General features: G+C 70.9%; 23 protein-coding genes and 2 pseudogenes. 15 read left to right on the top strand and 10 right to left on the bottom strand.

Features of this window, described 5'->3' with window-relative positions; translation table 11 throughout:
• The first annotated feature begins 416 nt into the window (after positions 1 to 416).
• Positions 417 to 746, top strand: a complete 330-nt coding sequence (locus tag ASF58_RS15075) for a hypothetical protein (protein WP_055953974.1) — start codon at positions 417 to 419, stop codon at positions 744 to 746.
• Positions 747 to 751: 5 nt separating this feature from the next.
• Here the strand turns inward: ASF58_RS15075 and ASF58_RS15070 are convergent, their stop codons facing one another.
• The gene (locus ASF58_RS15070; protein WP_055953971.1) at positions 752 to 1078 is read right to left on the bottom strand and encodes a hypothetical protein; all 327 of its coding nucleotides are present in this window, start codon (positions 1076 to 1078) and stop codon (positions 752 to 754) included.
• Positions 1079 to 1252: 174 nt separating this feature from the next.
• Here ASF58_RS15070 and ASF58_RS15065 point away from each other — a divergent pair, with 174 nt between their 5' ends.
• From ASF58_RS15065 to ASF58_RS15055, 4 genes and pseudogenes are all read left to right on the top strand, one after another.
• Positions 1253 to 1522 carry a hypothetical protein gene (locus ASF58_RS15065; protein ID WP_055953968.1) on the top strand — a complete coding sequence of 90 codons (270 nt, stop codon included), beginning with the start codon at positions 1253 to 1255 and terminating at the stop codon, positions 1520 to 1522.
• 270 nt (positions 1523 to 1792) lie between these two features.
• The gene (locus tag ASF58_RS15060; protein WP_055953965.1) at positions 1793 to 2260 is read left to right on the top strand and encodes a MucR family transcriptional regulator; all 468 of its coding nucleotides are present in this window, start codon (positions 1793 to 1795) and stop codon (positions 2258 to 2260) included.
• 437 nt (positions 2261 to 2697) lie between these two features.
• Positions 2698 to 2831 (top strand): annotated as a pseudogene (locus tag ASF58_RS27195) (DNA-binding response regulator); the annotation flags it as partial.
• A 1-nt stretch (position 2832) separates the two neighbouring features.
• Positions 2833 to 3569, top strand: a pseudogene (locus tag ASF58_RS15055) (response regulator transcription factor); the annotation flags it as partial.
• Between the two features lie 1521 nt (positions 3570 to 5090).
• Here the strand turns inward: ASF58_RS15055 and ASF58_RS27190 are convergent.
• Together ASF58_RS27190 and ASF58_RS25045 are read right to left on the bottom strand one after the other, a co-directional pair.
• Positions 5091 to 5867, bottom strand: coding sequence for a calcium-binding protein (locus ASF58_RS27190; RefSeq protein WP_280137546.1), 777 nt, complete (start codon positions 5865 to 5867; stop codon positions 5091 to 5093).
• On the bottom strand, positions 5764 to 6876 hold the full coding sequence (locus ASF58_RS25045; RefSeq protein ID WP_162242051.1) for a M10 family metallopeptidase: 1113 nt from the start codon (positions 6874 to 6876) through the stop codon (positions 5764 to 5766). The genes ASF58_RS27190 and ASF58_RS25045 overlap by 104 nt, the downstream gene beginning before the upstream one ends.
• Positions 6877 to 7441: 565 nt before the next feature.
• Between ASF58_RS25045 and ASF58_RS26865 the strand changes: the two genes are divergently transcribed.
• Complete coding sequence (locus ASF58_RS26865; protein WP_055953952.1) at positions 7442 to 7801, top strand: hypothetical protein; 360 nt, start codon at positions 7442 to 7444, stop codon at positions 7799 to 7801.
• A 626-nt stretch (positions 7802 to 8427) separates the two neighbouring features.
• Here the strand turns inward: ASF58_RS26865 and ASF58_RS15030 are convergent.
• The gene (locus ASF58_RS15030; protein ID WP_055953949.1) at positions 8428 to 9315 is read right to left on the bottom strand and encodes a LysR family transcriptional regulator; all 888 of its coding nucleotides are present in this window, start codon (positions 9313 to 9315) and stop codon (positions 8428 to 8430) included.
• A gap of 97 nt (positions 9316 to 9412) precedes the next feature.
• On the opposite strand from ASF58_RS15030, the gene ASF58_RS15025 reads away from it, so the two are divergent.
• Positions 9413 to 10348: an alpha/beta hydrolase gene (locus ASF58_RS15025; RefSeq protein WP_055953945.1), complete on the top strand. Its 936-nt coding sequence runs from the start codon at positions 9413 to 9415 to the stop codon at positions 10346 to 10348.
• A 235-nt stretch (positions 10349 to 10583) separates the two neighbouring features.
• Positions 10584 to 10727 (top strand): hypothetical protein, encoded by a 144-nt coding sequence (locus ASF58_RS26710; protein WP_181017440.1) that lies wholly within the window; start codon positions 10584 to 10586, stop codon positions 10725 to 10727.
• Between the two features lie 145 nt (positions 10728 to 10872).
• Here ASF58_RS26710 and ASF58_RS15020 read toward each other — a convergent pair whose 3' ends face one another.
• The 3 genes from ASF58_RS15020 to ASF58_RS15015 form a co-directional block, all read right to left on the bottom strand.
• Complete coding sequence (locus tag ASF58_RS15020; RefSeq protein WP_055953942.1) at positions 10873 to 11076, bottom strand: hypothetical protein; 204 nt, start codon at positions 11074 to 11076, stop codon at positions 10873 to 10875.
• Positions 11077 to 11241: 165 nt separating this feature from the next.
• Positions 11242 to 11418, bottom strand: a complete 177-nt coding sequence (locus ASF58_RS26705) for a hypothetical protein (RefSeq protein WP_181017441.1) — start codon at positions 11416 to 11418, stop codon at positions 11242 to 11244.
• Positions 11419 to 11695: 277 nt separating this feature from the next.
• Positions 11696 to 11941: a hypothetical protein gene (locus ASF58_RS15015; RefSeq protein ID WP_055953939.1), complete on the bottom strand. Its 246-nt coding sequence runs from the start codon at positions 11939 to 11941 to the stop codon at positions 11696 to 11698.
• A 336-nt stretch (positions 11942 to 12277) separates the two neighbouring features.
• Here ASF58_RS15015 and ASF58_RS15010 point away from each other — a divergent pair, with 336 nt between their 5' ends.
• The 3 genes from ASF58_RS15010 (at position 12278) to ASF58_RS27180 (ending at position 15567) form a co-directional block, all read left to right on the top strand.
• Positions 12278 to 12526: a hypothetical protein gene (locus ASF58_RS15010; RefSeq protein ID WP_055953935.1), complete on the top strand. Its 249-nt coding sequence runs from the start codon at positions 12278 to 12280 to the stop codon at positions 12524 to 12526.
• A 167-nt stretch (positions 12527 to 12693) separates the two neighbouring features.
• Entirely contained in the window at positions 12694 to 13002 is a 309-nt protein-coding gene (locus tag ASF58_RS15005) for a hypothetical protein (RefSeq protein ID WP_244477342.1), read from the top strand.
• A 72-nt stretch (positions 13003 to 13074) separates the two neighbouring features.
• Entirely contained in the window at positions 13075 to 15567 is a 2493-nt protein-coding gene (locus tag ASF58_RS27180; protein ID WP_280137545.1) for a DNA topoisomerase, read from the top strand.
• A 24-nt stretch (positions 15568 to 15591) separates the two neighbouring features.
• On the opposite strand, the gene ASF58_RS27505 is transcribed toward ASF58_RS27180, so the two are convergent.
• On the bottom strand, positions 15592 to 15720 hold the full coding sequence (locus ASF58_RS27505) for a hypothetical protein (RefSeq protein ID WP_274533541.1): 129 nt from the start codon (positions 15718 to 15720) through the stop codon (positions 15592 to 15594).
• 446 nt (positions 15721 to 16166) lie between these two features.
• Here ASF58_RS27505 and rocF point away from each other — a divergent pair, with 446 nt between their 5' ends.
• Positions 16167 to 17096, top strand: a complete 930-nt coding sequence (gene rocF, locus ASF58_RS14995; protein WP_055953932.1) for an arginase — start codon at positions 16167 to 16169, stop codon at positions 17094 to 17096.
• 207 nt (positions 17097 to 17303) lie between these two features.
• Here the strand turns inward: rocF and ASF58_RS14990 are convergent, their stop codons facing one another.
• Entirely contained in the window at positions 17304 to 17762 is a 459-nt protein-coding gene (locus ASF58_RS14990) for a hypothetical protein (protein WP_055953929.1), read from the bottom strand.
• A gap of 190 nt (positions 17763 to 17952) precedes the next feature.
• Here ASF58_RS14990 and ASF58_RS25885 point away from each other — a divergent pair, with 190 nt between their 5' ends.
• Positions 17953 to 18096: a hypothetical protein gene (locus ASF58_RS25885; protein ID WP_156375695.1), complete on the top strand. Its 144-nt coding sequence runs from the start codon at positions 17953 to 17955 to the stop codon at positions 18094 to 18096.
• Between the two features lie 87 nt (positions 18097 to 18183).
• Here the strand turns inward: ASF58_RS25885 and ASF58_RS14985 are convergent, their stop codons facing one another.
• The gene (locus ASF58_RS14985; protein WP_055953926.1) at positions 18184 to 19200 is read right to left on the bottom strand and encodes a PAS domain-containing protein; all 1017 of its coding nucleotides are present in this window, start codon (positions 19198 to 19200) and stop codon (positions 18184 to 18186) included.
• A 246-nt stretch (positions 19201 to 19446) separates the two neighbouring features.
• Between ASF58_RS14985 and putA the strand changes: the two genes are divergently transcribed.
• The gene (gene putA, locus ASF58_RS14980) at positions 19447 to 23190 is read left to right on the top strand and encodes a bifunctional proline dehydrogenase/L-glutamate gamma-semialdehyde dehydrogenase PutA (RefSeq protein ID WP_055953923.1); all 3744 of its coding nucleotides are present in this window, start codon (positions 19447 to 19449) and stop codon (positions 23188 to 23190) included.
• A gap of 154 nt (positions 23191 to 23344) precedes the next feature.
• On the top strand, positions 23345 to 24595 hold the full coding sequence (locus tag ASF58_RS14975; protein WP_055953921.1) for a DNA repair exonuclease: 1251 nt from the start codon (positions 23345 to 23347) through the stop codon (positions 24593 to 24595).
• Positions 24596 to 24642 lie beyond the last annotated feature (47 nt).

Genomic DNA, 24642 nt, shown 5'->3' with positions numbered 1-24642 from the left:
CTCTCGGTGCGGTGTGAAGACACCTTAGCGACAGGGCAGACTTGGCGACTAGTGCAGATGCGCAACACCCAGATCAGATTGGTGAAGCGCCAGATGGTCTAAGACTGCGTTAGGGTTTTACTTACCATGTTGTTGAGGGTTGCCTCAACTGGCGGTGGCTCGATTGGTTCCGTGAAAAGCCGGAAAGCCGCGAAGCCGTCAACGCCCCACCGGCCTCGAGGAGACGAGTGGGATGCCGGCCGGCGTATCCAGGGCCTGATCCAGAACCAAGCCAACGGGTCCCTCGGGGATGCTGCTCACGGCGCGGCCTGAACGGAACGCCGTGGCAGGCGTCAGCCATGGTTCAGCAGCCGAGGCGCAGCCTTTGCTCTTGCCGGTCGGTTGAGCAGAGACCGGACGCCAATGAGGTTCAGGTCATGGTACGCGTGAAGGCCTTCGGGATAGCTACGGTGATGCTTGCCGGACTCGGTCTGGCAACGTCCGTCCACGCGGCTTCCCTTTCGTTCGATCCCTTCGAAGAGGGCCGCGGTGAGCCCGTCATCGAATTCGTCGCCGGTGGCTGCGGACCCGGCTTCCATCCCAATCCCTGGGGCCGCTGCCGCCCGAACGACCGCGGCTACGGCTATGGCGGCTACGGTGGACCTCGCCGGTTCTACGAGGGACGGCCCTACGGCTACGGTGAAGGGTATGGCCGTCGGGAGAGCTACGGCTACGACCGTCCGCGTCGATACTACGACGGCTATTGAGATCATCAGGGCTGGCGGCCCTCGGGCCGCCAGCCGTTCAAGCCGGCCCAGGCCTTGTCGATGATGCGCGTGCGCCGCTCGGCACGGTCCTGGGCGGCATCGGCGACGATGCGCAGCGCAGCCTCCATGGCCTCGGGGCCGCCGGCTGCCGCGGCGTCCTCGCCCTTTCGCCGGATCGCCGCCTGGAAGGCTTTCACCGCGGGTCCAGCCGTGGGGCCACTCTCGACGGCGGCAACGAGGCTCAGCAGAGCTTCGGCGATCGGTCCGATGGCCTCCTGCCAGGGGGGCGCAGGAGGCCGAGCCGGACTGTGCGGCGCCGCGGCGGACAGCATGGTCGTTCGTGGACGGATCAAAACGTCGTACTCCTGAGGCCGAGATATCGATGTGATGCCTGAGTGCCAAACGGCACGGCATTCCCGCTGCGGTAAGCCTAGATCAAGGTCACTGAACAAGTCACGGCCCACCGCCATTTGACGGAGACCGCGCAAACCCAAGTGGATTGTGCCATGAACACGCGTTTTGCTTCTCCCGTTGCTGCCGTCGTCCTGAGCCTCGGCGCGATGGCCTCGCCCGCCCTGGCCCAGAGCTATACCGCTCCCGCCGGCATTTCGGCCGCCGCGGCGCCCGGCAGCCACGCGGCCCGCAGCTACGACGACATCACCACCGGCTCTATCGGCTACGGACGGGACTACACCTCCGCTCAGCAGGGCAACGCCGAGCAAAACAACTTTCCCGTCTGGCAGTTCGGCCGCACCTCGGGCGGCACGGCCCGCTAGGCCTTCGATGCCTTGAGACGACCAGCGGCGGGGCGAAAGCTCCGCCGTCCTCGTTTCAGGCGTTGGCCCTCGACGACCCCGTCAGGACATTGTCCGGGTCCGATAGCAACGCCTCCCAGCTCGGATCGCATCGGCGCAGCATGAGAAATGTCTAAGAAGGCTATAGGACATAGGATGTGTACGGGAGCGCGAAGCACGCTACGTTCCTCTTGAACATTAATCTTGTATCGATCATGCCTTTCTCTGAGATCTTCACAACCAGATGGCAGCATGACGAACAGCTTCGACAACCAGAACTCCAATCTTATCGACCTCACCGGCGATATCGTCTCCGCCTACGTCTCACACAATTCGACCCCGGTGTCCGAACTGCCGGGGCTGATCCAGAGTGTCCAGGCGGCGCTCACGCGCCTTGCCACCGGCATGGCAGAGCCTCCTCCGGAGGAGGTCCATGAGAAGGCTACGCCTGCGCAGATCCGCAAGTCGGTGACACCCGGCGGCATCGTCAGTTTCCTCGACGGCCGGACGTACAAGACGCTCAAGCGCCATCTGACCGGTCATGGCCTCGATCCGCACAGCTACCGTCAGCGCTACGGCCTTCCGGCGGACTACCCGATGGTCGCTCCGGATTATGCCGCCCAGCGCTCGGCCCTGGCCAAGTCGATCGGCCTCGGCCGGGTCGGCGATCGCAGCGAGGAGCCGCAGCCGAAGGCCAAGGATCGTGGCAAGGCCGCATAAGCTCTCCGGCGCGGAAGTTGGACCGCCATGCGGCGCGCCGACGCGACCCGGACGCTCAGGGGCGACATCGCGGTCCCACATCGACACGCGCGACGCAGACCGACCGGGTCACCGAAGGCCTGCATCCCGAGGCCGAGCCCCATTGCGGACCGGCTCGTCGGTGAGAGGGACGAACCGCCCCGCCGGCCAGGGCTCGGATCGGGCGGCGGGGCGGCTTCATTGAACGTTAACGATCCGATCCCCACCTTGGCCCCAGACCGATCAGGGCTCTACGGCCCGATCGGATGCGGCCACGATGCCGGGATAGGGTGACGCCGAATGTACGCGCACCGTGCCCCAGCGTCCGTGGCCGTTGTTTTGTTTGGCCTCGGTGCAACCTTAACGGTTTGTTCGCGATGCCCGTTCAGGATGCCTCAACCTTTGGAGGATCCTGGCCCATGCGCGTGCTGCTGATTGAGGACGATGCCTCTGTTGCGCAGAGCATCGAGCTGATGCTCAAGTCCGAGAGCTTCAACACCTACACCACCGATCTCGGTGAGGAGGGGATCGATCTCGGCAAACTCTACGACTANCAAGTCCGAGAGCTTCAACACCTACACCACCGATCTCGGTGAGGAGGGGATCGATCTCGGCAAACTCTACGACTACGACATCATCCTGCTCGACCTGACCCTGCCCGACATCTCCGGCTACGAGGTGCTGCGGTCCTTGCGTGCCTCGAAGATCAAGACGCCCATCCTGATCCTGTCCGGCATGGCCGGCATCGAGGACAAGGTGAAGGGCCTCGGCTTCGGCGCCGACGACTACCTCACCAAGCCCTTCCACAAGGACGAGCTCGTCGCCCGGCATGGCCGGCATCGAGGACAAGGTGAAGGGCCTCGGCTTCGGCGCCGACGACTACCTCACCAAGCCCTTCCACAAGGACGAGCTCGTCGCCCGCATCCAGGCCATCGTGCGGCGCTCGAAGGGTCATGCCCAGTCGGTGATCACCACCGGCGACCTGATCGTGAACCTCGACCAGAAGACCGTCGCGATCGCAGGCAGCTACGTGAAGCTCACGGGCAAGGAATACCAGATCCTGGAGCTTCTTGCCCTGCGCAAGGGCACGACGCTGACCAAGGAGATGTTCCTGAACCATCTCTACGGCGGCATGGACGAGCCCGAGCTGAAGATCATCGACGTCTTCATCTGCAAGCTGCGCAAGAAGCTCGCCAACGCCTCCTCGGGCAAGAACTACATCGAGACCGTCTGGGGCCGCGGCTACGTCCTGCACGATGGCGTAGCCGAGCTGCAGGCTCTGGCCGGCTGACCGGCACATCGTTCTGTGTGTGAGGTCGCATCACCGCCCAGCGCGCCTTCAGGGGCGGGATTGGGCGCCACCCGGCACGTCGCGTCGGCCGAGGCCGCGATCAGCCTCGGCTGTTGATGCGCTCAGCGATCTTCAGGCTGGCGCGCTGGGCAACGGCCACTGCACGGTCGCGGCATCTGGCAGGTCGACCCGCGACCGCTAGGCCCTGACCGCGAACGCGCCGCGTCGGTGCGGCCAGCCCAATCCTCAGCGACCCCATCGGTGGGCGCGGCTGCGTGGCGGCTGACCGACTGACCGGCAGCCTCGCCACCCAGGCCGAGGCGCATGGCGAGGCGGGCCTCGACCCCATCACGCAGGACAGCCTCACCGCCCCGGCCAACGACATTTTCGGCTTCGCGGGCGCGGATCTCGCCGTCCTGCCGGCGCCGACTCAGCCCCTGCCCGTCGCCACAGACGCCCGCGGTCTGACCAGGACAAGCCGAGCGCGCCCTTGGCCGCGACGGACGACCGGCCGCCAGAGTTGCCTCTCCTGCTCGGCGCCGGCCCGCGCGGCACCTTCGTCAGGGACGATCCCGGCAGCGACGTTATCCGCGTCTGCGTCGGCCAGTCGGGCGCGGCGACCTCGTCCCGCCCGTGATCGCCGCGGGCGAACCGCAGGCCGGCCTGTCGGCGCCGGGTCGGGTCGAGCGGGCTCGAGGAGGAAAGCCGGGTCAGCGCCGATGCGATGGCGCTCACGGATACGCCCGGTCGGATTGTTGCCGGGCTCGACGAGCCCGAACGGCAAGGCCGAGCCCGCGGCACCCTCTGGGCGCCACGGGCTTGTTCGCCGTCAGTCCGTCTTGCTTCAGGCGAACAGCATCATGTCGTTGTGACCCTGACCCGCGCCGAGGTCGAGGTCGGTCACGCCCGCGAGCTGGAACGTCTCGCTCGCGCCGCCATGGTCGGTATCCGCCGTGATCGTGTAGAGGTCCGTGCCCCCGGCTGCGTGGATCAGCTTGGCCCCTGAGCCGAAGCCGTAGAATGCCAGATGATCACCCGCCGCCCCCGCGGCGGTGAAATCCATGACCTTGTCGCCGTTGGTCTCGCCCGCGCGGAACACGAAGGTGTCCGCACCGCCCCCGCCGATGAGCATGTCCTTGCCGCCGCTGCCGTCGAGGACGTTGGCCGCATCGTTGCCGATCAGGATGTTGGACTGGAAGTTGCCCGTGCCGTTGATGGCCTCCCGACCCGTCAGGGTCAGGTTCTCCAGGTTGGCCTGCAGCTTGAACGTCACCGAGGCCAGGACGGTATCGGTGCCCTCATTGGCCAGCTCGATCACCCGCTCGGTCGGGCTGTCGACGATGTAGGTGTCGTCGCCCTTGCCGCCGTCGAGCGTGTCGTTGCCCGTGCCGCCGTCGAGCGTGTCGTTGCCCGCCCCGCCGGAGAGGGTGTCGTTGCCGGCGCCACCGAAGAGATGATTGTCGCCCGCNAGGAACCAACCCATGCGGGTCTATTACGATCGTGACGCCGACCTCAACCTGATCAAGGGTAGAGCGTGTCGTTGCCCGTGCCGCCGTCGAGCGTGTCGTTGCCCGCCCCGCCGGAGAGGGTGTCGTTGCCGGCGCCACCGAAGAGATGATTGTCGCCCGCGTTGCCGGTCAGCACGTTGGCCAGGGCGTTGCCGGTGCCGTCGATGTTGGACGTGCCGGTCAGCGTCAGGTTCTCGACGCCGCCGTCCAGGGTGTAGGAGATCGCGGCCTCGACCGTGTCGGTGCCGCCGCCCGCATACTCCACCACCACGTCGCCCCTGGTGTCCACGACATAGGTGTCGTTGCCGGTGCCGCCCGCCATGATGTCGGCGCCGAGGCCGCCGTCGAGGCGGTCGTTGCCGGCATTGCCATAGAGCTGGTTGTTGCCGGTGTTGCCGACGAGGACGTTGTCGAGGTCGTTGCCGCTGCCCTTGAGGTCGGCCGTGCCGGTCAGGGTCAGGTTCTCGAGGTTGGCCCCGAGATCGTAGCTGATCGCGGAGAGCACGGTGTCGATGCCYTCCYTGGCGGCCTCGACGACCACGTCGCCGCGCGCGTTGACGACGTAGGTGTCGTCGCCSGTGCCRCCGACCATGGTGTCGTTGCCGACGCCGCCGTCGAGCGTGTCGTTGCCGCCGAGACCGACCAGCCGGTCGTCGCCRGCGCCGCCCGACAGGGTGTTGGCGGCGTCATTGCCGGTGAGGATGTTGGCCAGGGTGTTGCGCGTAGGCGATCGAGGCGAGGACGGTGTCGCTGCCCTGGTTGGTGTACTCGATGACGGCGTCGCCGGCATTGTCGACCACGAAGGTGTCGTTGCCGAAGCCGCCATACATCCGGTCGGCTCCGGCGCCGCCATTCAGCGTGTCGTTGCCCGAACCGCCGGCCAAGGCATTGTCGACACGATTTCCGACGATCGTATCGTTGCCTGCGCCGCCGATGGCATTCTCGATGATCGACGCCAGATTGTCGTCATAGAGGAGCGCATTGGCAATATTGCCGACCGCGTAATGGCCGGCACCGAGCAGGGCCAACTGACCAGCGGAGGTCACCGTCCATCCCCCGGGGGACAGATCGATACTTAGGTCCGTACCATAATTTGAGAAGTCGTATGTATCATGTCCTCCGCCATCCCAAACCGTCATGAACAAGCGGTTTTGCGACGGCACGTAAAACCCGTTTCCGTCAATCGAGAGCTGGCCTGTATCGGGGCTCCACTGGTACACGTTATCGCCGGCGTTGACGCTATAATTCGCTCCGTACATGTATTGCAGCGCTGCAATATCGTACATCATCAGCGATTGAGGAAAGCCATTGGCCTCGTTGTAGGCGTACATTCCATCAGACCCGACATAGGAATTGTAGGTCATGAGCGAATATTCGCTGGAATCATGGTCGTAGGTCATGGCGCCGAAGCTATCGGTCTCGTGACCGTGCTTCAGGCCGAGCGCGTGCCCAATTTCGTGAACGATGGAGTAAAAAGCATAATTTCCGACGACTGGATGATCGTACCACCCATTCGTGTTTCCATACCAACTGTCGCCGGCCTGGGGGGTATTGCCCGGATAGTAGGCCCACGCGGTCGAGGGCGTATCCGACATCGCAAAGCGCAAATCGCCGGCCCCGCCAGCCACCTCGGTGAAACTGACATTCGCGACCGAAGCAATGTGGCTCAAGGTGCTCCGGACAGCCTCCTGCTGCCAAGCGCTGAACGCCTCGAAGTTGTTGTTCTTCTCGCCACTATATTGGTACTGAGCAGGGTCTGTCGGAAAACTGAACGTGATTTGGGGGTTCGCCCAGCGCACCCCCGATAGCAATCCGTCGACATCTTGATTGCCGCTTGCGAAGACAGACGCAGACGTATTCCCCAATTTCCCCTCCAACCAATATAATTTTGGCTTTTGAACGTTTCTTGTGGCTGCTCACGTCCGGCCGACACCCGAACGATGCCCGGACATGCGCGCGTGCTGACCGACGTGCTCAGCATGTTGGCATGGAAGTGCACCTCCCAAACCATGCTTTAATTATTCTTCGCAAGAGTGTGTCGGCCGCGCGTCACCCAATTTGGGTGCAGGTGTAGCCGCGTTGCTGTCTTGGTGGGCGTTGAGCATATCACAGCCGTGGCGGGCATTGCGTCGGAAGTCTTCATGAGAACCGATATGTGCTTAATGATTCCTTTCGCAGGTGGGTCGCGGTGTCCGCGGGCGATCTCGCCTCGGCAACTGAGTTCTCCCGCCGCTGAAGCCAGGATTCGTCGACCGGAAGTCGGATGACGAGGACATCTCGGCTCAGGTATCGCGCCGCGTCGCAGGTCGGCCTTGGTTTGGCTCAGATGCCGATCAATACGGCGGCGGTCCAGGATCTCTCGATTTGCTCCGTGTCGTTGTCTTACTGCTGATCATCCTCACCTGTGGCGCTGCCCCGGATGCTGCGGCTCGGCCATCGACCCGTCGCGTCCAACTGCCGCTTCAAAGCGCGACGGGGACACCGGGCGAGACCGATCCTGCCAGGGCCGACGGCTCGCTCGAGGAGGCGCATGCCAAGTCGGTGGCGGTGATGGACGCCTTCGATCGAAGGATCGCGACGCGGACGCGCCGCGCCGTCTCGTCGATCTGCGATGGCTGCGCGTCGCCGCGCCGGGGCATCGAACCCCGCCGCGAGCGCTGGGAAGCGAGCGCCTTGCCTGACGGTGAGATCGTCGGTGACCCAGCCCAGGCCCCGCTCGACTAGGGTCTGTCATCGCGTGGTCCCATCGCGGGCTGCGGCGCGGCAGAGGGCGCCCATGACGCTGGCGGCGGTCGTCTCGGATCGGGTGGTACGGGCGCGCCCCTCTTCGAGCCCGGCCCAGGGGCGCGCGGGCGCGCCACTCTTCGAGCCCGACCCAGGGGCGCGCGACCTGACAGCGGTTGTCGTCGATCCCGTCCGGGCAAGCGGCGGCCGCCGCGTGGGGCCGGGGTGGGATCGCGGGCCGCGCGCCCAGGTTCCGGATGTGCTCGCGAAAGGCGTGGCTGGTGTCGCAGCGGTCCGGCAGCCCCAGCCGCCGCATGGTGCGCGCAGGGCGGTGTCGTCGAGGACCACCCTCCCGCGTTGGACGCCCCGCGCCCGCAGGCTGCCGAACCTCTCGCCCCAAAGTGACCGGAGCCTCCGCTGCTGAACGCCGCAGACGGCCCCAGATCCGCTGACGACGAACAACGGCTCGGGTTTGCCGGCAAGACCGGGATGGTCGTCGCGGCGATCCTGACCGGGGCGGCGGCCGGCAGGACCGCTTCGGCGATCCAGTGCCGGCCCGGACCCTTCGCGACGCGCAAGGAGGCGGTTTCAGGCCGCCATCACCCGTTCCGACGCCCTGAACCCCGTCAGACGGCCCGTACCAGCAGATCGATGAAGCGGCGGACCTTCGGGGCGAGATGGCGGCGGCTGGGATAGATGAGGCTGATCGGCACCGGCGGCGCGGCATGGTCCGTGACCAGCGCCACCAGCCGGCCCTCGGCCAGGTCGCGTTCGACGACATAGCCGGGAAGGAACGCCAGTCCCGCCCCGGAGACCGCCGCGTCGCGGAGCGCCTCGCCGCTGTCGAGCGACAGGCGGGCGCGCGGTGTGACCGCGACGGTCCTGCCCTCGACCGTAAAGCGCCACGGGCGCCTCTGCCCGGCGCTGACGTAATTCAGGCAGTCATGCCCCGCCAGATCGTCGGGATGCTGCGGCGCCGGACGGGTCGCCAGGTAGGCGGGACTGGCGACGACCAGATCGTGCTGCTGGGTCAGCGTCCGGGTGATGAGGCGGCTGTTCGCGCGGGGCTCGCCGATCCGGATCGCCAGGTCGATCCCGTCCTCGATGAGGTCGCTGACCCGATCGGTGAAGCTCACATCCGCCTTCAGCCGGGGCCAGCAGGCGAGGAAGTCGTTGAGCAGCGGCAGGATCACGACGCGGCCGAACGTCATCGGCGCGGTCATGCGAAACAGGCCCTGCGGCTCCCCGCCGCCATCGGACATCGACGTTTCCGCCGCTTCGAGGTCGGCGAGGATCTGCGTGCAGCGATCGAGAAACGCGCGGCCGTCGTCGGTCAGCCCCAGGCTGCGCGTCGTCCGGTGGAACAGGCGGACACCCAGACGGTCCTCGAGACGGGCGACGCTCTTGGCGATCCCCGACCGCGTCATCGCGCGGGCCCGCGCCGCGCCGACGAAGCTGCCCGCCTCGGCGGCCGCGACGAAGGCGACGATGTCGTTGATGTTGCCCGGTGCCATGCGGCGTTGCCGCTCCCCCGCAGTGTCGACGCCCCGTCGCCAATCACCGGCGTATAACGGGGAGGTGAACGGATCAACGCCATCAGGAGCCCGCGACATGACCTTCAACGACACCGTGCGTCACCGTCTCGATCAATGGGCCGAAAGCCTGCGGGACCTCGCCCCCGTCATCCTGGGGCAGAACACGGCGGTGACGCTCGACGACATCCGCCGGTCGTACATCCGCACGATGGCCGAGCATCCGACCCCGGCCGAAATGCGGATCGAGCCGGTCGACATGGGGGGCGTGCCGGCGAGACTGATCACGCCGGCGCAGGTCGAGGGGGACCGCGTGCTGTTCTACATCCACGGCGGGGCCTACATCGTCGGCGGACCGGGCGGCTATCACGGGCTGGCCGCGGCGTTCGCCACGGCATTGAAGGCGCGCGTCTACCTGCCCGATTACCGGCTGGCGCCGGAACACCCGTTCCCCGTTCCGATCGCGGATACGTTCGCAGCGTACCGCTGGCTGATCGCGCAGGGGCAGGATCCGGCATCGGTGACCTTCGCCGGGGACTCGGCCGGCGGGGCGATGGTGGTCTCGGTGATGGTCATGGCCCGCAACGCCGGCGTGAAGCTGCCGGCCGGCGGGGCGGCCCTCTCGCCCTGGGCGAACCTCGAGCACACCGGCGCGTCGATGGTCAATCGCGAGGGCTTGGACCTGCTGAACACCAAGGCGGGCCTCGACCTGATGGCCCGGACCTTCCTGGGCGGCGCTCTGCCGAACAGCCCGGAGGCATCCCCGGTCTTCGCGGATGTCCGCGGCCTGCCGCCGATCCTGGTGCAGATCGGCGAAGGCGAACTGATGCTGAGCGACGCCATCCGGCTCGCCGCGCATCTCGGCGAGAACCGCGTGCGCGTCTCGCTGGAGGTCTGGCCGGGCATGTTCCACGTCTGGCACATGTTCCATGCCGAGCTGGCCGAAGGGCGCGAGGCCATCGCGAACGCGGCGGCGTTCCTGGAGCGGGCCATGACGACGGCCTCCGCCGCCTAAGGGGGATCGCGGCCCCTGCGATCGGGCGTGGCGACGCGGGGCGTCGGAGGAGCCCGTCCCCGCCGACGCATCCGCGGGACGATGACACGCGGATCCCGGCGCCGCGGGGGCGCTTTGAGGATTTGTTCACCACGCCCGCGGAAGGCGCTGCGGCGGCGCGTCGGGCCATCGCACTGCAACAAAGTCGAAAGGGATCGATCCTATCCACCCCCTCTTAACGATGAGGGCAAGGGCGATGGGCGCGAAGGTGCTCCTGGCACTGACGGTGGTGGTCTACCTGACGACCGGATCCGCTCCGCGGATGCGCGAGGTTCGCAACCCGGATGCCGAGGTGAGCGGCGGGCGGGTCGCGGCATCCCTGAAGCGGAACACCCTCTAGGGGCGCCGCTGCCGCGCGCGGGAAGCCCCGTCCGCGCCACGGCCCGAACGGCGGCCGGCCCGACCTGATCCGTTCGCCGGCCGCGGCCGAAACGAAAAAGGGCCAGCCCGAAGGCTGGCCCCTGATGGAAGGCGGTGCGGGCCGCTTACTCGGCGGCCGACATCTCGGGCGTGAAGTGGCCGCACCAGTCGCTGGTGGCGACCACCGGCCAGAGGCCCTTCGATTCCGGGGCCGGCTGGGTCACGGGCGGGTTGTAGCGGCACAGGCCCTCTTCGCCGGCCGCCTGGGCGCCGTTCACCTTGTGCTCGTCGAAGAACTTGCAGCTGTCGCAATGCGCGTGGCCGGCCATGGGAGCTCCTTGGGAAGTGCGCGGCGGCGAAGGCCGCGCTCAGTTGCGAATTAGATCAATTCCAATCTGACTGTCAACGGCTGGCCTGGACACCGGTTCCCGCATGTCGGGGGAAGACTGCCTCGGCAAGCGGGACGCCGCGGTGGGGGCGCCCCGCGCGCGCCGTCAGTGCTCGGTGCCCGGCATGTTCTCGCGCGGCGTGCCGCCGTGGTCCCGCACGAAGCTCGATCGCTTCGGGTCGTTCTTCAGGTCGGCGACCTGCTTACGGGCCGCGAGGGCGAGGAAGCCGATGCCGCCGAGGGTTCCCAGGGCCAGGATCAAAAGTGGATAGCCGGCACTCATCCGTCACACTCCGGTTGACCCCGCTCGGACGTTTGGGGCGATCATGCATAATGCTGCAGAATACACGGAGGTTGCGCAGGAAATTTCCGAATCGCGGCGCGGCCGGCTGGCGCTCGCGGGCAATGACGGTGTTTGGAAGAGCGATCCGACCTCCTTCGTATCTGGGGTGGACCTTTGCCGCTCTCGTAGCCCCGTTGTCCGCGGGCCGCCGGAAGGCTTGGCTCAGAAGGCCTTGGCTTGGCTCCAAAGGCCTCGGGGTTGCAGCCCCTCCCCCGCCTCAGACCTTCCCGTGCGGCAGCGGGCGGGCTGCCGCATCCCACAGCCAGGCGGCGGCGAGATAGGAGACTTCCACCGCCGCCAGCATCAGCACGGCATCGCCGAGCACGGAGGTCAGGTCCCTCTGGTTGAGGGCGCCTTCGAGGCCCATGGCGACCGCCAGCAGCGCGACGAGCGCCAGCAAGCCCGGGACTCGGAACGCGCGGCTGGCCGCGGCGCCCAGGAGAAGAAAGGACAGGGTCAACATGGCATCACCGAAGGTAGGCCCGTTCAGACTACCTACGGTCCATGAAGGAACAAGTTCCACAAATAGGCTAGTTTGTGCTCTGCGGTATTAGTCGTGCATTGCAAAAAGCAGCATGTCAAAAGTGTTGTCAGGTCGAGATCGATGCAGCTCAGAGGACAGGTCCGCGGATAGTCGGGTCGAGCTGATCATCGGGCCTTTCGCGACACCGCGGGCACGCGGCGTCCCTCCGGGCGAGGCACGCCGCGCCGTGCTTCGGCCCCCATGTCCGGGTCGGACGGGACGTGGTAGAGGCGAAGGACGCAAGGCCCCCTTAAGGCCCCCGCCCCGGAACACGCGATGCCCCGCCTCCCCCACGCCGCCCTCCGCCTGGCGCTCGTCGCGCTTCCCCTGGGGCTGGCCGGCCCGGCCGCGGCGCAGAGTCCCGCGAAGGACTACCTGTTTCAGGAACAGCGCTTCAGCCGGGCCTGCCGGCCTCCCCTCAAGTATGCCGCCGGCGCCTGCGTCCGGCGCTGTCCCGCCGGCTTCGAGGATATGGGCCGCACCTGTCGGCAGCGGAGCATGCGGGGCGGCGCCGGCGGGCGGTAGCCGCGTCGGACCCCACCGCGACCCGATCGTCCCGTGCGCCTGCGGCGCGCGTACGGGACCCTGTGCCTGGCCACCCCTTGCCATCCGGGCGCCCTTGCTCTCATATGAGAACAGAGAGTGAACTCGGCGGTGTCCGAGCAGGTGTCGACGAGGGGAGTCAGAGCAGCATGGCCCGCTACCGCTTCCACTGCACTAACGGCCGCGAATGCGTCTTCGACGCCGTCGGGAACGACATCCGGGCGCCGCATCGCCTGCTGCGCCGGGCTGAGGCGGTGGCGCGGGAGGTGATGCGCAGCCTCGGCGAGCAAGGGGACTGGGCGGAGTGGCACGTGACCGTCCACGACCTGCGCGGCCGGCGCGTCCTCGTCCGGCCCTTCCTGTCCGTCGAGCCCCCGGCGCAGGGCCGGGACCGGCCGGGACGGACGGCGCAGCGCGCCCGGTTCCGGGACGGAGACGGCCTCGGGCAGGCCGCCTGAGCGTCAGCGCGCCATTCCATGTCTCCTGCCTCGCCCGTGTCTCCTGCCTCGCCCATATCCCCTGCCCAGCCCATGTCTCCCGCCCCGCCCGGCCGCACGCTGTTCTTCTTCGAGAAGCCGTCGGCGATGCGTCAGCTCCAGCGCTACTTCCGCTCGCCCGGCACCGTCTGCGTCGCGGCCGAGGGGCACCTGCTCGCTGCCGAGGAGCCGGGCCGGATCCGGCCGGACTGGAAGGCCTGGCAGTTCGAGACCCTGCCGATCGTCCTCGACACCCTGCCGGTGATCTGCGGCACCAACCGGTCCGGCCAGTCGCATGCGGGCAAGCTCGCGGCGATCGGCCAGGCCCTGCGGGGCGTCGAGCGCGTCATCATCGCCACCGATCCGGGGCGGGAGGGCTCGATGATCGCCTGGGAGGTGCTGGAGCATCTCGGCTGGCGCGGCCGGGTCGACCGCCTCAAGCTCGGCGCCCTCGACGACGTCTCGGTCCGGCGGGCCTTCGCCACCCTGGCCCGGGAGCCGGAATCCGGCGAGCGGGACTACGCCGCCTACCTGGAGGCGCTGTGCCGGCAATACGAGGATTACCATCTCGGCCTCAATGGCACGCGGGCGATCTCCCTGCGCCTGCGCCCGCCCGCCTTCCGCGAACCCTGGCGCTTCGGCGGCGTGCAGACGCCGACGCTGGCCATCCTGGCGGACCTCGAGGCGCGCATCCGGGCCTTCGTCCCGCAGGACTTCTTCAAGGTGGCGCTGCACGCCGAGACCGGCACGGGGGCGGCCCTGACCCTGTGGCACCTGCCGAAGGAGCGGATCTTCGAACGCGCCGCGGCCGAGACCATCCGGGCGGCGGCGGCCGCGTGGTCCGGCCCCCTCGGCGTGACGCAGCGGGACGTGCGCCGGGCGCCGCCGCGCCTGTTCTCCAAGGACACCCTGGCCCGGCGCTGCGCCAAGCGCTTCGGCTGGGACCCGCAGCACACGGCGCGGCTCGCGCAGGATCTCTACGACCAGGGCTACCTGAGCTATCCGCGCACCGAGTCGGACAGCCTGCCGGACGGACAGGCGGGGGATGCCGGTGCGGTGATGGCCGCCATCGCCTCCGTGCTGCCGGACCTCCGGGCCCTGCTGACCGCGGAACCGCCCGTCATCCGGCGCGGGGCACGGGGGCACTACGTCAAGGATCCGGGCGAGCACCACGCCATCGTGCCCCTCCGCAAGGTGCCGGAGCGCGGGCGCCTCGAGGCGGACCTCGCCCGCCTCTGGGAGCTCGTGGCCAAGGCCTATGGCGCCGCCCACCTGCCCGACGGCATCGATGCGCGCACGGAGGTCGTGGCCGAGGTGCCGACGCCCCTCGGCGCCAAGCGCTTCGCGGTCAGCGGACGCGTCGTGCGCGTGCCGGGCTGGCGCGCCCTCTACGGGGCGGAGGCCGAGGGCGAGGCCGATCTCGTTCCGGGCAAGGCCCGGCCCGACGACGAGGCGCGCGCCACCCGCCTGCCCGCCTTGCGCGACGGGGAGGCGGCCAAGGCCGCGGGGGCCGAGATTGCCGAGGCCGTGACCGAGCCGCCCCGCCGGATCACCCGGGGCGAGCTTCCCGTGGTGATGGGCCGCCTGATCGACCAGGTGGACGATCCGGCGGCGAAGCGGGCCCTGGAGAATCCCGTCAACCCGAACGAGCCGAAGGGGCTCGGCACGGCCGCGACCCGGGACACCATCCTGCCCAAGCTCCTGAAGAGCCACTACCTCGCCCTCGGGGACGGCAAGGACCCGGCCCTCACGGTGACCGAGGTGGGGCTCGCCTTCATCGCGGCGGTGCGGCGGGTGTTCCCGGCCTATGGCGACCCGGTGGGCCGGGCCACGTTCGAGGCGGAGCTCGCCGAGATCGGCCGGGCTCCCACGCGGGTCGAGGCGCGGGCGCGGGCGGAGGCCTTCCGGCAGCGCACCCGCAGCCGCCTCGACGGCCTGATCGCCGCCATCGCGCAGGCGGAGGTGGTCAGCCTGGACCCGAGCCTGATCCCGCCGTCGGGGGGGCGCGGCCCGGCGGGGGGCGGGGATCGTCCGCCGACGCCCGCCATGGTCGCCTTCGCGGTGGCGCTGGCGGCCCGCAAGGGCATCGCGCTGCCCCGCGGCTGCAAGAGCAGCCTCGCCCGCTGCCGGGTCTTCCTGGATGCCGAGGCCGGTCCCGCCGCGTCACGCACGGCGGCGCCGGGCGCGGATCGCGGGTTGCGTCCCCCCAGCGCGGCGATGCTGCGCTATGCCCGCACCCTCGCGGCGGAGCGCGGCCTGGATTGCCCAGCCGAGATCGAGACGCAGTTCGAGGCCTGTCGCCGGTTCCTCGACGCCCACGCGGCGCCGACGGGGACGGGTTCGTCCGCGCGCCAGGCGAGGCCGGGGCCGGTCGAGACGACGCCCGGCGGTGCGGCCGGCAAGGGGGTCGGCAAGGGGGTCGGCAAGGGGGCCGGCAGGGGGATCGGAAAGGCTGCCGGCAAGGAGTCCGGCAAGGGTGCGGGTAACGGTGCCGGCAAGGCCGCGGGGCGGCCGCGCCGGAGGGCGGCCGGTCGCGGCACCGGCTGAGCGGGCGCCGGCGGGGGGCCGGATTCAGGTGGCGGCGGGACGGCCGCGCAGGAGGCCGCCGAAGCTGTGGAACGGCAGCCAGAGGAGCTTCAGGAACGCCCGGATCGTCAGGACGGCGGCGACGGTGAAGAGCGCCAGCAGCGTTTTGATCATAGGAGAAACTCCTTGTGCGGGGTCGTGGCCGCTGCGTGATCCAGGGCCTCGACCCGCCCCAGTGGGCTCGGAGAAACGGGCGGGATTATGGACGCGCCGCCGAAATTCGGGACTCATCGGCGAGGCTGTCATCCGTTCCGCCGACCGCGCCGGTGGCCGAGGAACGGCGGCACGCTGCGGCCGGACTGGTTAACAAAACATGGAGGCCGGGATTCCGAGCCCCGCACGGGGCGGCGGAGACCTGCGGCGTCCCGCCCGGAACAAGCGTCATGGGGATCGCCTATCCTTCGATGGCAGGCCTTCCGCCCGGCCGATTTTCAGCCCGGCCGATTTTCAGCACGGCATGCCGGATCGCCCCGGCCCCGGCACGGGCCTGGCAAGATCCCGTCGGCGACACGGCCCCGCGAGGGGGCCGTGCCACCGGCGCTGCGGAGCGAGGCCCGACCATGACGAACCGACGCTGCATCCTTCTCGGCGCCCGCGTGCAGGAGGGCGCCGGCCGCCTCGGCTGCGACATGGGGCCGAGCGCCTACCGGGCCGCGGGCCTCGCCGAGACCCTCGGGGGCCTCGGCCTGGCCATCGTCGATGCGGGCGACCTCGCGCCGGCCGTCGCCGTGGAGCGGGCCCATCCCAACGGGGCCCTGCGCCACCTCGGCGCCTTCGCGGCCTGGACCGAGGCCCTGGCCGAGGCCGCCTACCGGCACAGCGCCGAGGGCATCCCGATCTTCCTCGGCGGCGATCACAGCCTGTCGGCCGGCACCCTGTCGGGGCTCGGGCGCCGGGCGGCGCAGGAGGGCCGGCCCCTGTTCGTGCTCTGGCTGGATGCGCACGCGGATTTCCACACCCTCGACACCACCACGAGCGGCAATCTCCACGGCGTTCCCCTCGCCTACGCCACCGGCCGGCGCGGCTTTTCCGGCTACCTGCCGGCCCCCGCCGCCCCGATCGACCCGCGCAACGTCTGCCTGATGGGCACCCGCAGCCTCGACCCGGCGGAGCGCGGGGCGGTGCTCGAGGCCGGCGTGCTCATCCACGACATGCGCAGCATCGACGAGGCCGGCGTCGTCGCGCCCCTGCGGGCGTTCCTCGGGCAGGTCGCCGCGGCCGGCGGGCGGCTGCATGTCAGCCTCGACGTGGATTTCCTGGACCCCGGCATCGCGCCGGGCGTCGGCACCACGGTGCCGGGGGGCGCGACCTTCCGGGAGGCGCACCTGATCATGGAGATGCTGCACGATTCGCGCCTCGTCGGCAGCCTCGACCTCGTCGAGCTCAACCCGTTCCTCGACGAGCGCGGACGGACGGCCCTCCTCATGGTGGATCTCGCCGCCAGCCTGATGGGCCGGACCGTGCTCGACCGGCCGACGCAGAGCTACTGAGGCGTCCCGCCGGGGGGGCGAGGCGGGGACCGCCGCCGCTGTGCCGCCCACGTCCCAGCCTCGCCATCCGATCCGCCGATCGGGTCCGCCAGGGTGCCCCTTCGGCACCGTCTCATCGGGCATCGGACGCCTGGGATCGGTGCGTCCCGATCCAAAGATGCTTTCGGGTGCGGTTGTCAGGCCGCTTGCGGCCACGCGGCCGGCGCCTCAGTCGCCGGCACGGGGCGGACGCCGCTGCGCCCAGTCCCGGTCCCGGGCGGCTTGGGCCTCGCGGACCTCGCCGGACCAGTGCTCCCACTCGGGATCGGCGGCCTGCGGGCGCCGCTGCGCACGCGCCGCCGCCTTCTTGCGCCGCGCCGCGTCCGCCGCCTTCTGCCGCTGCACCTCCTCCACCGTCACCGGCTCCGGGGCGGGCCTGGGCGTCGCCCAGGCGTAGGTGCGCTCGGCGGGCCGGCGCGGCCGGTCGCGGTTCGGTGCGGGGCCCGGGCCGGCTTGCGGGCGACGGGCATCCGCCAGGGCGACCGCGTCGGCGAGGCTGAGGCTGGCGGCGGCGGCCACCCGGGTCGCGGCGGCGCGTCCGGCCGCGCGCTCGCCGGGCGTGGCCCCGCGCTCCATCAGCGCTCGACACTTCGCGAACCGGTCGCGATCCAGGATCCCTGCAGCCATGGCCCACCCTACGGCCAAAGGCGACGGCGCGCCCCGGTCGCGCGCGACCGTCCACAGCGCGGCCGGGTGCGCCTCAGCACCGCGAAACCTGCCGGATCGGTCCATGGAGGATCCGGGCTCAGGCCCGTAACCATCGCAGGTGACGCTCCGATCCCCACCCGCCGATCCCATCCCGGCCGAGGAGATTCCGATGATTGCCGCAGGTCCGTTTCGTTGGCTCCTGACCCTCGTCGCGATGATTTCGCCCTTCGCCGCTGCGACCTGCAGTGCCGCCGACCGGAGCGGCCTCCAGCCGGAAGCCGACACCCGCGTGGTGTATCGCCACTTCCTGTAGACCTAGACCGGTAGACGCCTGCCGCAGGTCCCCGTTGCCGGGGCTTGTCCCCCCTTGCAGGGGCTTGGGCCGGGGCCGGGACGGCGTTCAGGCCGCGCCGGGCTTCCCGACGACGATGGTGGACCCCTCGACCAGCGAGAACAGGATCCCGGCCGCGCGCAGCGCAGCGATGGCCCGGTGCCGGCTGGACGGGACGAGGGCTTCCCCGCCTCCCTCCAGGCGCCGGATGGTCGAGAACGACAGCCCGCTGGCCCGGGACAGGTCGGCCATGGACCAGTCCAGCAGGGCGCGCGCCGCGCGGATGTGATGCCCTTCGAGGCGCTGCTCCAGCCCCTCCAGCATCGGGCCGGCGGCACGCACCGGCAATCCGGCCGGGCCGATGTAATTGGTCCAGTGTTCGAGCGTGCCCTGCCCATCCAGGACCGGGATCATGACCATGCGGTACGGGACGGTCTCGCCGTTGGCCAGGGTCAGGGTCGGCAGCGTGTGCACGATCCGGTGCGTCTGGTAGCATTCGCGTCCGTAGTCGCGCCAGTGGCGCCGCTCGGTCGCGACGACGGGCCGTGTCGGTTCGTCGAGCAGCTCGGCCTCGGGAAGCCCCACCAGCTCCAGCCACTCCGGCGAGAAGGTCCGGAAGGGGTAGATCGCCGTGGTCGAGGTGAAGGCCCGCACCTTCTCGAAGATGGCGCGCTCGCGTCGCCGCTGCGCCGCATGGGCCCGGGCCAGGGCCTCCCGGTCGCTGACATCGATGAGTACCCCGTGGGCCCGCAGGGGCCGGCCCGTGGGCGAGACGATGATCTCGCCGCGGCTCATGACGGTGCGCAGGGTCGAGTCCGGCCGCAGGATCCGGAAGGTCTGCTCCGTCAGGAGTCCGGCGTGTTGAATGGAGGCGGGACTCATCGTCGACGGGCGATCCGCCGGGTGGATCAGGCTGTGGAGGAGGCGGTAGTCGGCCCGGACGGTGCCGCTCGGCACGCCCAGGATGCGGAAGAGCCCCGGCGACCAGGCATGCTCGTTCTCGGCGAATCCCCAGCTCCAGGATCCCGTCAGGCCGAATCCTTCGAGCAGGCGCAGGGTCTCGACGGAGGCGAAGGGGGGAACCATGCGGTCTCGGGAACGAACGTCCAGGCGGAGGCCGATCGCTCGGCTCCGCGAGAAACTTACGGCTCTTGCTTTGGAGTGTCCAGTTGACGCGATGGTTCTACTGGCCTGTTCGCGCCGTCTATGCTTGAATAAGTCTCGGGACGGGCCTCGGCGCGTCCCCCCGCGGGCGGCGCCTCGACGCGCGCGGCGTCGCGTCCCATCCTTCCCGGCCGAGGCGGCGTCTCCGCCCGAGACCGTGAGCCCGCGATGCGCCCTGCCGATCCGGCACCGTCGTCAGCCCGCCCCTTCGGTGCCTTCCTGGAGCCGCGCGCCGCGCCGACGCCCCTGCGTCGCCGCCTGACCGCGGAGACCTGCGCGCCGGAGCCCGAGCGCGTCGCCGCCTGCCTGGAGGCGGTGACGACGGATCCCGGGGCCGCGGCGGTCACCGCGCGCCTCGTGCACGACCTCGTCGGGCGCCTGCGCGCCCAGGGCCCGGTGGGCGGCGTCCAGGGCCTGCTGCGGGAATACAGCCTGTCGACGGAGGAGGGCGTGGCCCTGATGTGCCTCGCCGAGGCGCTGCTGCGCATTCCCGATCCGGAGACCCGCGACGCCCTGATCCGCGACACGATCGGACAGGGGGACTGGGCGGCCCATCTCGGGCACAGCCCCTCGCGCTTCGTCAACGCGGCCACCTGGGGGCTGGTGCTCGCCGGGCGCCTCGCCCCCGCCGCGGAGCGCCGCGCGGCCGGACTGTCCGGCACCCTCGCCCGGGTCGTCGCCCGGGGCGGCGAGCCCCTGGTCCGCGCGGGCGTCAACCAGGCCATGCGGCGCATGGGCGGCCAGTACGTCACCGGCGAGACCATCGCGCAGGCCCTGCGCCAGGCCCGCCCCCAGGAGGCGCGCGGCTTCACCCACTCCTTCGACATGCTCGGCGAGGCAGCGATGAATGCGGCCGATGCCGCGCGCTACACGGCCGACTACACGCACGCCATCCACGCCATCGGCGCGGCCTCGGCGGGGCGCGGCCCCTTCGCCGGCCCCGGCATCTCGATCAAGCTCTCGGCCCTGCACCCGCGCTACGTCCGCGCCCAGCGGGACCGGGTGATGGCCGAGCTCCTGCCCCGCGTCGCCGCCCTGGCACGCCTCGCCCGCCGCGACGACATCGGCCTCAACATCGACGCCGAGGAGGCCGATCGCCTCGACCTCTCCCTCGACATCCTGGAGGCCCTCTGCGCCGACCCGGACCTCGCCGGCTGGAACGGCCTCGGCTTCGTGGTGCAGGCCTACCAGAAGCGGGCGCTGACGCTGACCGCGGTCCTCGTCGATCTCGCGCGCCGCTCCGGGCGCCGCCTCATGGTCCGCCTCGTCAAGGGCGCCTACTGGGACACCGAGATCAAGCGGGCGCAGGTGGCGGGCCTGGAGGACTTCCCCGTCTTCACCCGCAAGGTCCACACCGACCTGTCGTACCGCGCCTGCGCGGAGCGGATGCTCGCCGCCCCCGAGGCGATCTTCCCGCAATTCGCCACCCACAACGCCCAGACCCTGGCCGCCCTCCACACCCTGGCGGGGCCCGACTTCCATCTCGGGCGCTACGAGTTCCAGTGCCTGCACGGCATGGGCGAGGCCCTTTACGACGCGGTGGTGGGACCGAACGGCCTCGACCGCCCCTGCCGGATCTACGCGCCGGTGGGGACCCACGAGACGCTGCTGGCCTACCTGGTGCGCCGCCTCCTCGAGAACGGCGCCAATTCCTCCTTCGTCAACCGCGTCTTGGATGCGCGCGTGGCCGCGGTCGAGCTCGCCGCCGACCCGGTCGCGGTGGTGCGGGCCACGCAGCCCGTCGGCGCCCCCCACCCGGCGATCCGGAAGCCCCGCGACCTCTTCCCCGACCGGGTCGCGGCGGCCGGCCTCGACCTGTCCGACGAGCAGGGGCTGGCCGACCTCGCCGACTGCCTGGCGGCGGAGGGCGGGCGTCTCTGGCGGGCGGTGCCGATGCTGGCCGAGGCCGAGCGCACCGGGCCGGCCCGGGACATCCGCAACCCGGCCGACCGGGCGGACCGCGTCGGCACCGTGGTGGAGGCCGGAGCGGATCTCGTGGGGGAAGCCCTGGCCCAGGCCGGAACCGGCGCCGCCGCCTGGGCCGCGCGGCCGGGCGCGGCGCGGGCGGCGATCCTGGAGGCGGCGGCCGCGGCGCTGAGCGCGCGTCAGCCCGCGCTGATCGGCCTCCTGATCCGCGAGGCCGGCAAGTCGGCCGCCAACGCCCTGGCGGAGGTGCGGGAGGCGGTGGACTTCCTGCGCTACTATGCCGGCGCGGTCCGGGACGTCACCGCCGCCACGCACCGGCCCCTCGGGGTCGTCGCCTGCATCAGCCCGTGGAACTTTCCCCTGGCGATCGTCACCGGACAGGTGGCCGCGGCGCTCGCCGCCGGCAACGGCGTCGTGGCCAAGCCCGCCGAGGAGACCCCGCTGGTCGCCGCCGAGGCGGTGCGGATCCTGCGCGCGGCCGGGGTGCCGGCCGGCGCCCTCCAGTTCCTGCCCGGCGGTGGCGAGACCGGGGCCGCCCTCGTCGCCGATCCGCGCGTGAACGGCGTCCTGTTCACCGGCTCCACGGCGGTCGCGGCGGGCATCCAGGCGATCCTCGCCCGGCGCCTGAACCCGGATGGCCACCCCGTGCCCCTGGTGGCCGAGACCGGGGGGCTGAACGCCCTGGTGGTCGATTCCTCGGCCCTGACCGAGCAGGTGGTGGCCGACACCCTGGTCTCGGCCTTCGATTCCGCCGGCCAGCGCTGCTCGGCCCTGCGCCTGCTGGCGCTGCAGGCGGAGATCGCCGACCGGACCCTGGCCATGCTGACGGGGGCGCTCGCCGAGTGGCGGGTCGGCAACCCGGACCGGCTGGTCACCGATATCGGCCCGGTGATCGGCGCCGAGGCGCGCGACGCCATCGAGGCCCACGTCGCCGCGATGCGCGCCGCCGGATATCCCGTGCATCGGGCGCCCCTGCCGGAATCCTGCGATCGGGGCACCTTCGTCGCCCCGACCGTGATCGAGATCCCGTCCGTCGCCGCCCTCACCCGCGAGGTCTTCGGCCCGGTGCTGCACGTGGTGCGCTTCGAGCGCGCCGCCTTCGCGGCGACGGTCGCGGCCATCGACGCCACCGGCTACGGCCTCACCTTCGGCATCCAAACCCGCCTCGACACCGCGATCACCCGGGCCTGCGCCCAGAGCGCGGCGGGCAACCTCTACGTCAACCGCACCCTCGTCGGGGCCGTGGTCGGGGTGCAGCCCTTCGGCGGGCACGGCCTGTCCGGCACCGGCCCCAAGGCCGGCGGCCCGCTCATGCTGCGGCGCCTCCTCGCCGCCGCCCCGGCCGGGACCGGCCTCCCGCCCGGGCCTCCCGCCCCGGCGGCCCTGGCCTGGGTCCGATGGCTGCGCGATCAGGGCCGGCCCGGGGAGGCCGCGGCCGCTGAGGCGCTGATCGCCGGCAGCCCCGTGGGCGGCGGGCTCCTGCTGCCGGGACCCGTGGGCGAGGAGAACCGCTACGGCCTGCATCCGCGCGGCACCATCCTGTGCCGGGCGACAACCGGGACCGGCCTCGCGGCCCAGATCGGCGCGGCGCTCGCCACCGGCAACCGCGTCGTTCTCGGTCCCACCGCGGCGGCCCGGACGCTCCTCGCCGCCCTCTCCCGACCCTCCCTCCAACCCTCCCTCCAGCCCTTGCCCCACCCCCTGCCCCGCCCCTTGCCGCCCGCCCTGGACGGGGTCATCCGGGCCGCCGATCCGGAGACCGCTGCCGACGCGGTCCTGTGGGAGGGCGAGGCCGAGGCCCTGACGGCCTTCGCCGCGGCCCTGGCCGCCCGTCCCGGGCCCCTGGTGGCCATCCTGCGGCCCCGCCCCGATCCGGCCGCCGGCACCGAGGCCTATCCGGTCGAGGGCCTCGTCCGCGAACGCGTGGTCAGCCTCAACACGGCGGCCGCCGGCGGCAATGCCAGCCTGATGACCCTCGACGGGTGAGGGCCGCCGGCGCGACCCGGACCGAAAGCCGTGGAATCGTAAGGGCTTGTGGGCGGATCCGAACGCCCACGTTGCAATCGGGCGCCAAACCCGCGACCCTGGTGCCCGCATCCTCCCGCCTCGGACGCCTCTCAGGGCCCCTCATCCGCACAGCATGTCCGCGTTCACCTTCATCCACGCCGCCGATCTGCATCTCGGCAGCCCGCTCAGCGGCCTCGCCCTCAAGGACCCCGACATCGCCCGGCGCTTCGCCTCGGCGGGGCGCCGGGCCTTCGAGGATCTCGTCACCCTGGCGATCGAGCGGGGCGTCGCCTTCCTGATCGTGGCCGGCGACGTCTATGACGGCGACTGGTCCGACAACACCATCGGGCTGTTCTTCGCCCGGCAGGTCGCCCGCCTCGACCGGGCCGGCATCCCCGTCATCCTGGTGCGCGGCAACCACGACGCCGAGAGCGTCATCACCCGATCGATCACCCTGCCGGACTCGGTGCGCAGCTTCCCGACGACCCGGGCGGAGACCCACCGCCTCGCGGACGTCCGGGTGGCGCTGCACGGCCGCAGCTTCCCCAACCGGGCGGTGGAGGAGAACTACGCCCTCACCTATCCGCCCGCCCTGCCGGGCTGGTTCAACATCGGCATCCTGCACACCTCCTGCACCGGCCACGCGGCCCACGCCACCTACGCCCCCTGCTCGGTGGCCGACCTGGCGGGGCGGGGCTACGCCTACTGGGCGCTCGGCCACGTGCACGAGTATGCCGAACTCGCCCGCGACCCCTGGATCGTGTTTCCCGGGAACCTCCAGGGGCGCAGCATCCGGGAGCCCGGCCAGAAGGGCGCCGTCGCGGTGTCCGTCGCCGACGGGCGGGTGCAGGGCGTCGAGCGCCTCATCGTCGACCAGGCCCGCTTCCAGCCGGTCGAGGTCGATCTCGCCGGCGTGCCGGACGAGCGCGCGGCGGTCGCCCTGGTCGAGGCGGCCCTGCGCCCCCTGGCGGAGGCCGCCGCGGCGCGCCTCATCGCCGTGCGGGTGCGCCTGCGGGGGGAGACCCCCGCCCATGACCGCCTGGCGGCCGACCGCGAGGGGCTCACTGCCGAGATCCAGGCCGCCGCCCACCGCATCCACGAGGATATCTGGCTGGAGCGCCTGAAGATCGAGACCGCCCGTCCGCGCCGGCCCGTCGCCGAGGCCCGCCCCGACGCCTTCGCGGCCATCGACCCCGCCACGCTGCTGGCGGCGGTGGACCACGAGCCGGAATTCCGCGCCCGCGCCCGGGCGGCCCTGGCCGAGATCGCCGCGAAGATGCCGGCCGGCCTCGCCGCCGAGGACGACCTCGCCGCCGACCTCGAGGCCCTCTGCGCGGAGGCGGAGGCGGTGATCCTCGGCCGCCTCTCCGGGCGGACCTGCTAGGGCCCGAACCCGCCGTCGTCCGCCCCGAGCGTCAGACCCGCCTTCCC

The sequence above is a fragment of the Methylobacterium sp. Leaf125 genome (assembly GCF_001423085.1).
Lineage (GTDB): Bacteria > Pseudomonadota > Alphaproteobacteria > Rhizobiales > Beijerinckiaceae > Methylobacterium.
Note: the sequence above shows the minus strand (reverse complement) of the source record. Positions and strands in the feature narration are given on the sequence as shown.

Bases quoted from the DNA above. Each gene is read 5' to 3' on its own strand.
- ASF58_RS15075 (WP_055953974.1), top strand. From the start codon at position 417: ATGGTACGCGTGAAGGCCTTCGGGATAGCTACGGTGATGCTTGCCGGA.
- ASF58_RS15070 (WP_055953971.1), bottom strand. From the start codon at position 1,078: ATGCTGTCCGCCGCGGCGCCGCACAGTCCGGCTCGGCCTCCTGCGCCC.
- ASF58_RS15065 (WP_055953968.1), top strand. From the start codon at position 1,253: ATGAACACGCGTTTTGCTTCTCCCGTTGCTGCCGTCGTCCTGAGCCTC.
- ASF58_RS15060 (WP_055953965.1), top strand. From the start codon at position 1,793: ATGACGAACAGCTTCGACAACCAGAACTCCAATCTTATCGACCTCACC.
- ASF58_RS15030 (WP_055953949.1), bottom strand. From the start codon at position 9,315: ATGGCACCGGGCAACATCAACGACATCGTCGCCTTCGTCGCGGCCGCC.
- ASF58_RS15025 (WP_055953945.1), top strand. From the start codon at position 9,413: ATGACCTTCAACGACACCGTGCGTCACCGTCTCGATCAATGGGCCGAA.
- ASF58_RS26710 (WP_181017440.1), top strand. From the start codon at position 10,584: ATGGGCGCGAAGGTGCTCCTGGCACTGACGGTGGTGGTCTACCTGACG.
- ASF58_RS15020 (WP_055953942.1), bottom strand. From the start codon at position 11,076: ATGGCCGGCCACGCGCATTGCGACAGCTGCAAGTTCTTCGACGAGCAC.
- ASF58_RS26705 (WP_181017441.1), bottom strand. From the start codon at position 11,418: ATGAGTGCCGGCTATCCACTTTTGATCCTGGCCCTGGGAACCCTCGGC.
- ASF58_RS15015 (WP_055953939.1), bottom strand. From the start codon at position 11,941: ATGTTGACCCTGTCCTTTCTTCTCCTGGGCGCCGCGGCCAGCCGCGCG.
- ASF58_RS15010 (WP_055953935.1), top strand. From the start codon at position 12,278: ATGCCCCGCCTCCCCCACGCCGCCCTCCGCCTGGCGCTCGTCGCGCTT.
- ASF58_RS15005 (WP_244477342.1), top strand. From the start codon at position 12,694: ATGGCCCGCTACCGCTTCCACTGCACTAACGGCCGCGAATGCGTCTTC.
- ASF58_RS27180 (WP_280137545.1), top strand. From the start codon at position 13,075: ATGTCTCCCGCCCCGCCCGGCCGCACGCTGTTCTTCTTCGAGAAGCCG.
- ASF58_RS27505 (WP_274533541.1), bottom strand. From the start codon at position 15,720: ATGATCAAAACGCTGCTGGCGCTCTTCACCGTCGCCGCCGTCCTGACG.
- rocF (WP_055953932.1), top strand. From the start codon at position 16,167: ATGACGAACCGACGCTGCATCCTTCTCGGCGCCCGCGTGCAGGAGGGC.
- ASF58_RS14990 (WP_055953929.1), bottom strand. From the start codon at position 17,762: ATGGCTGCAGGGATCCTGGATCGCGACCGGTTCGCGAAGTGTCGAGCG.
- ASF58_RS25885 (WP_156375695.1), top strand. From the start codon at position 17,953: ATGATTGCCGCAGGTCCGTTTCGTTGGCTCCTGACCCTCGTCGCGATG.
- ASF58_RS14985 (WP_055953926.1), bottom strand. From the start codon at position 19,200: ATGGTTCCCCCCTTCGCCTCCGTCGAGACCCTGCGCCTGCTCGAAGGA.
- putA (WP_055953923.1), top strand. From the start codon at position 19,447: ATGCGCCCTGCCGATCCGGCACCGTCGTCAGCCCGCCCCTTCGGTGCC.
- ASF58_RS14975 (WP_055953921.1), top strand. From the start codon at position 23,345: ATGTCCGCGTTCACCTTCATCCACGCCGCCGATCTGCATCTCGGCAGC.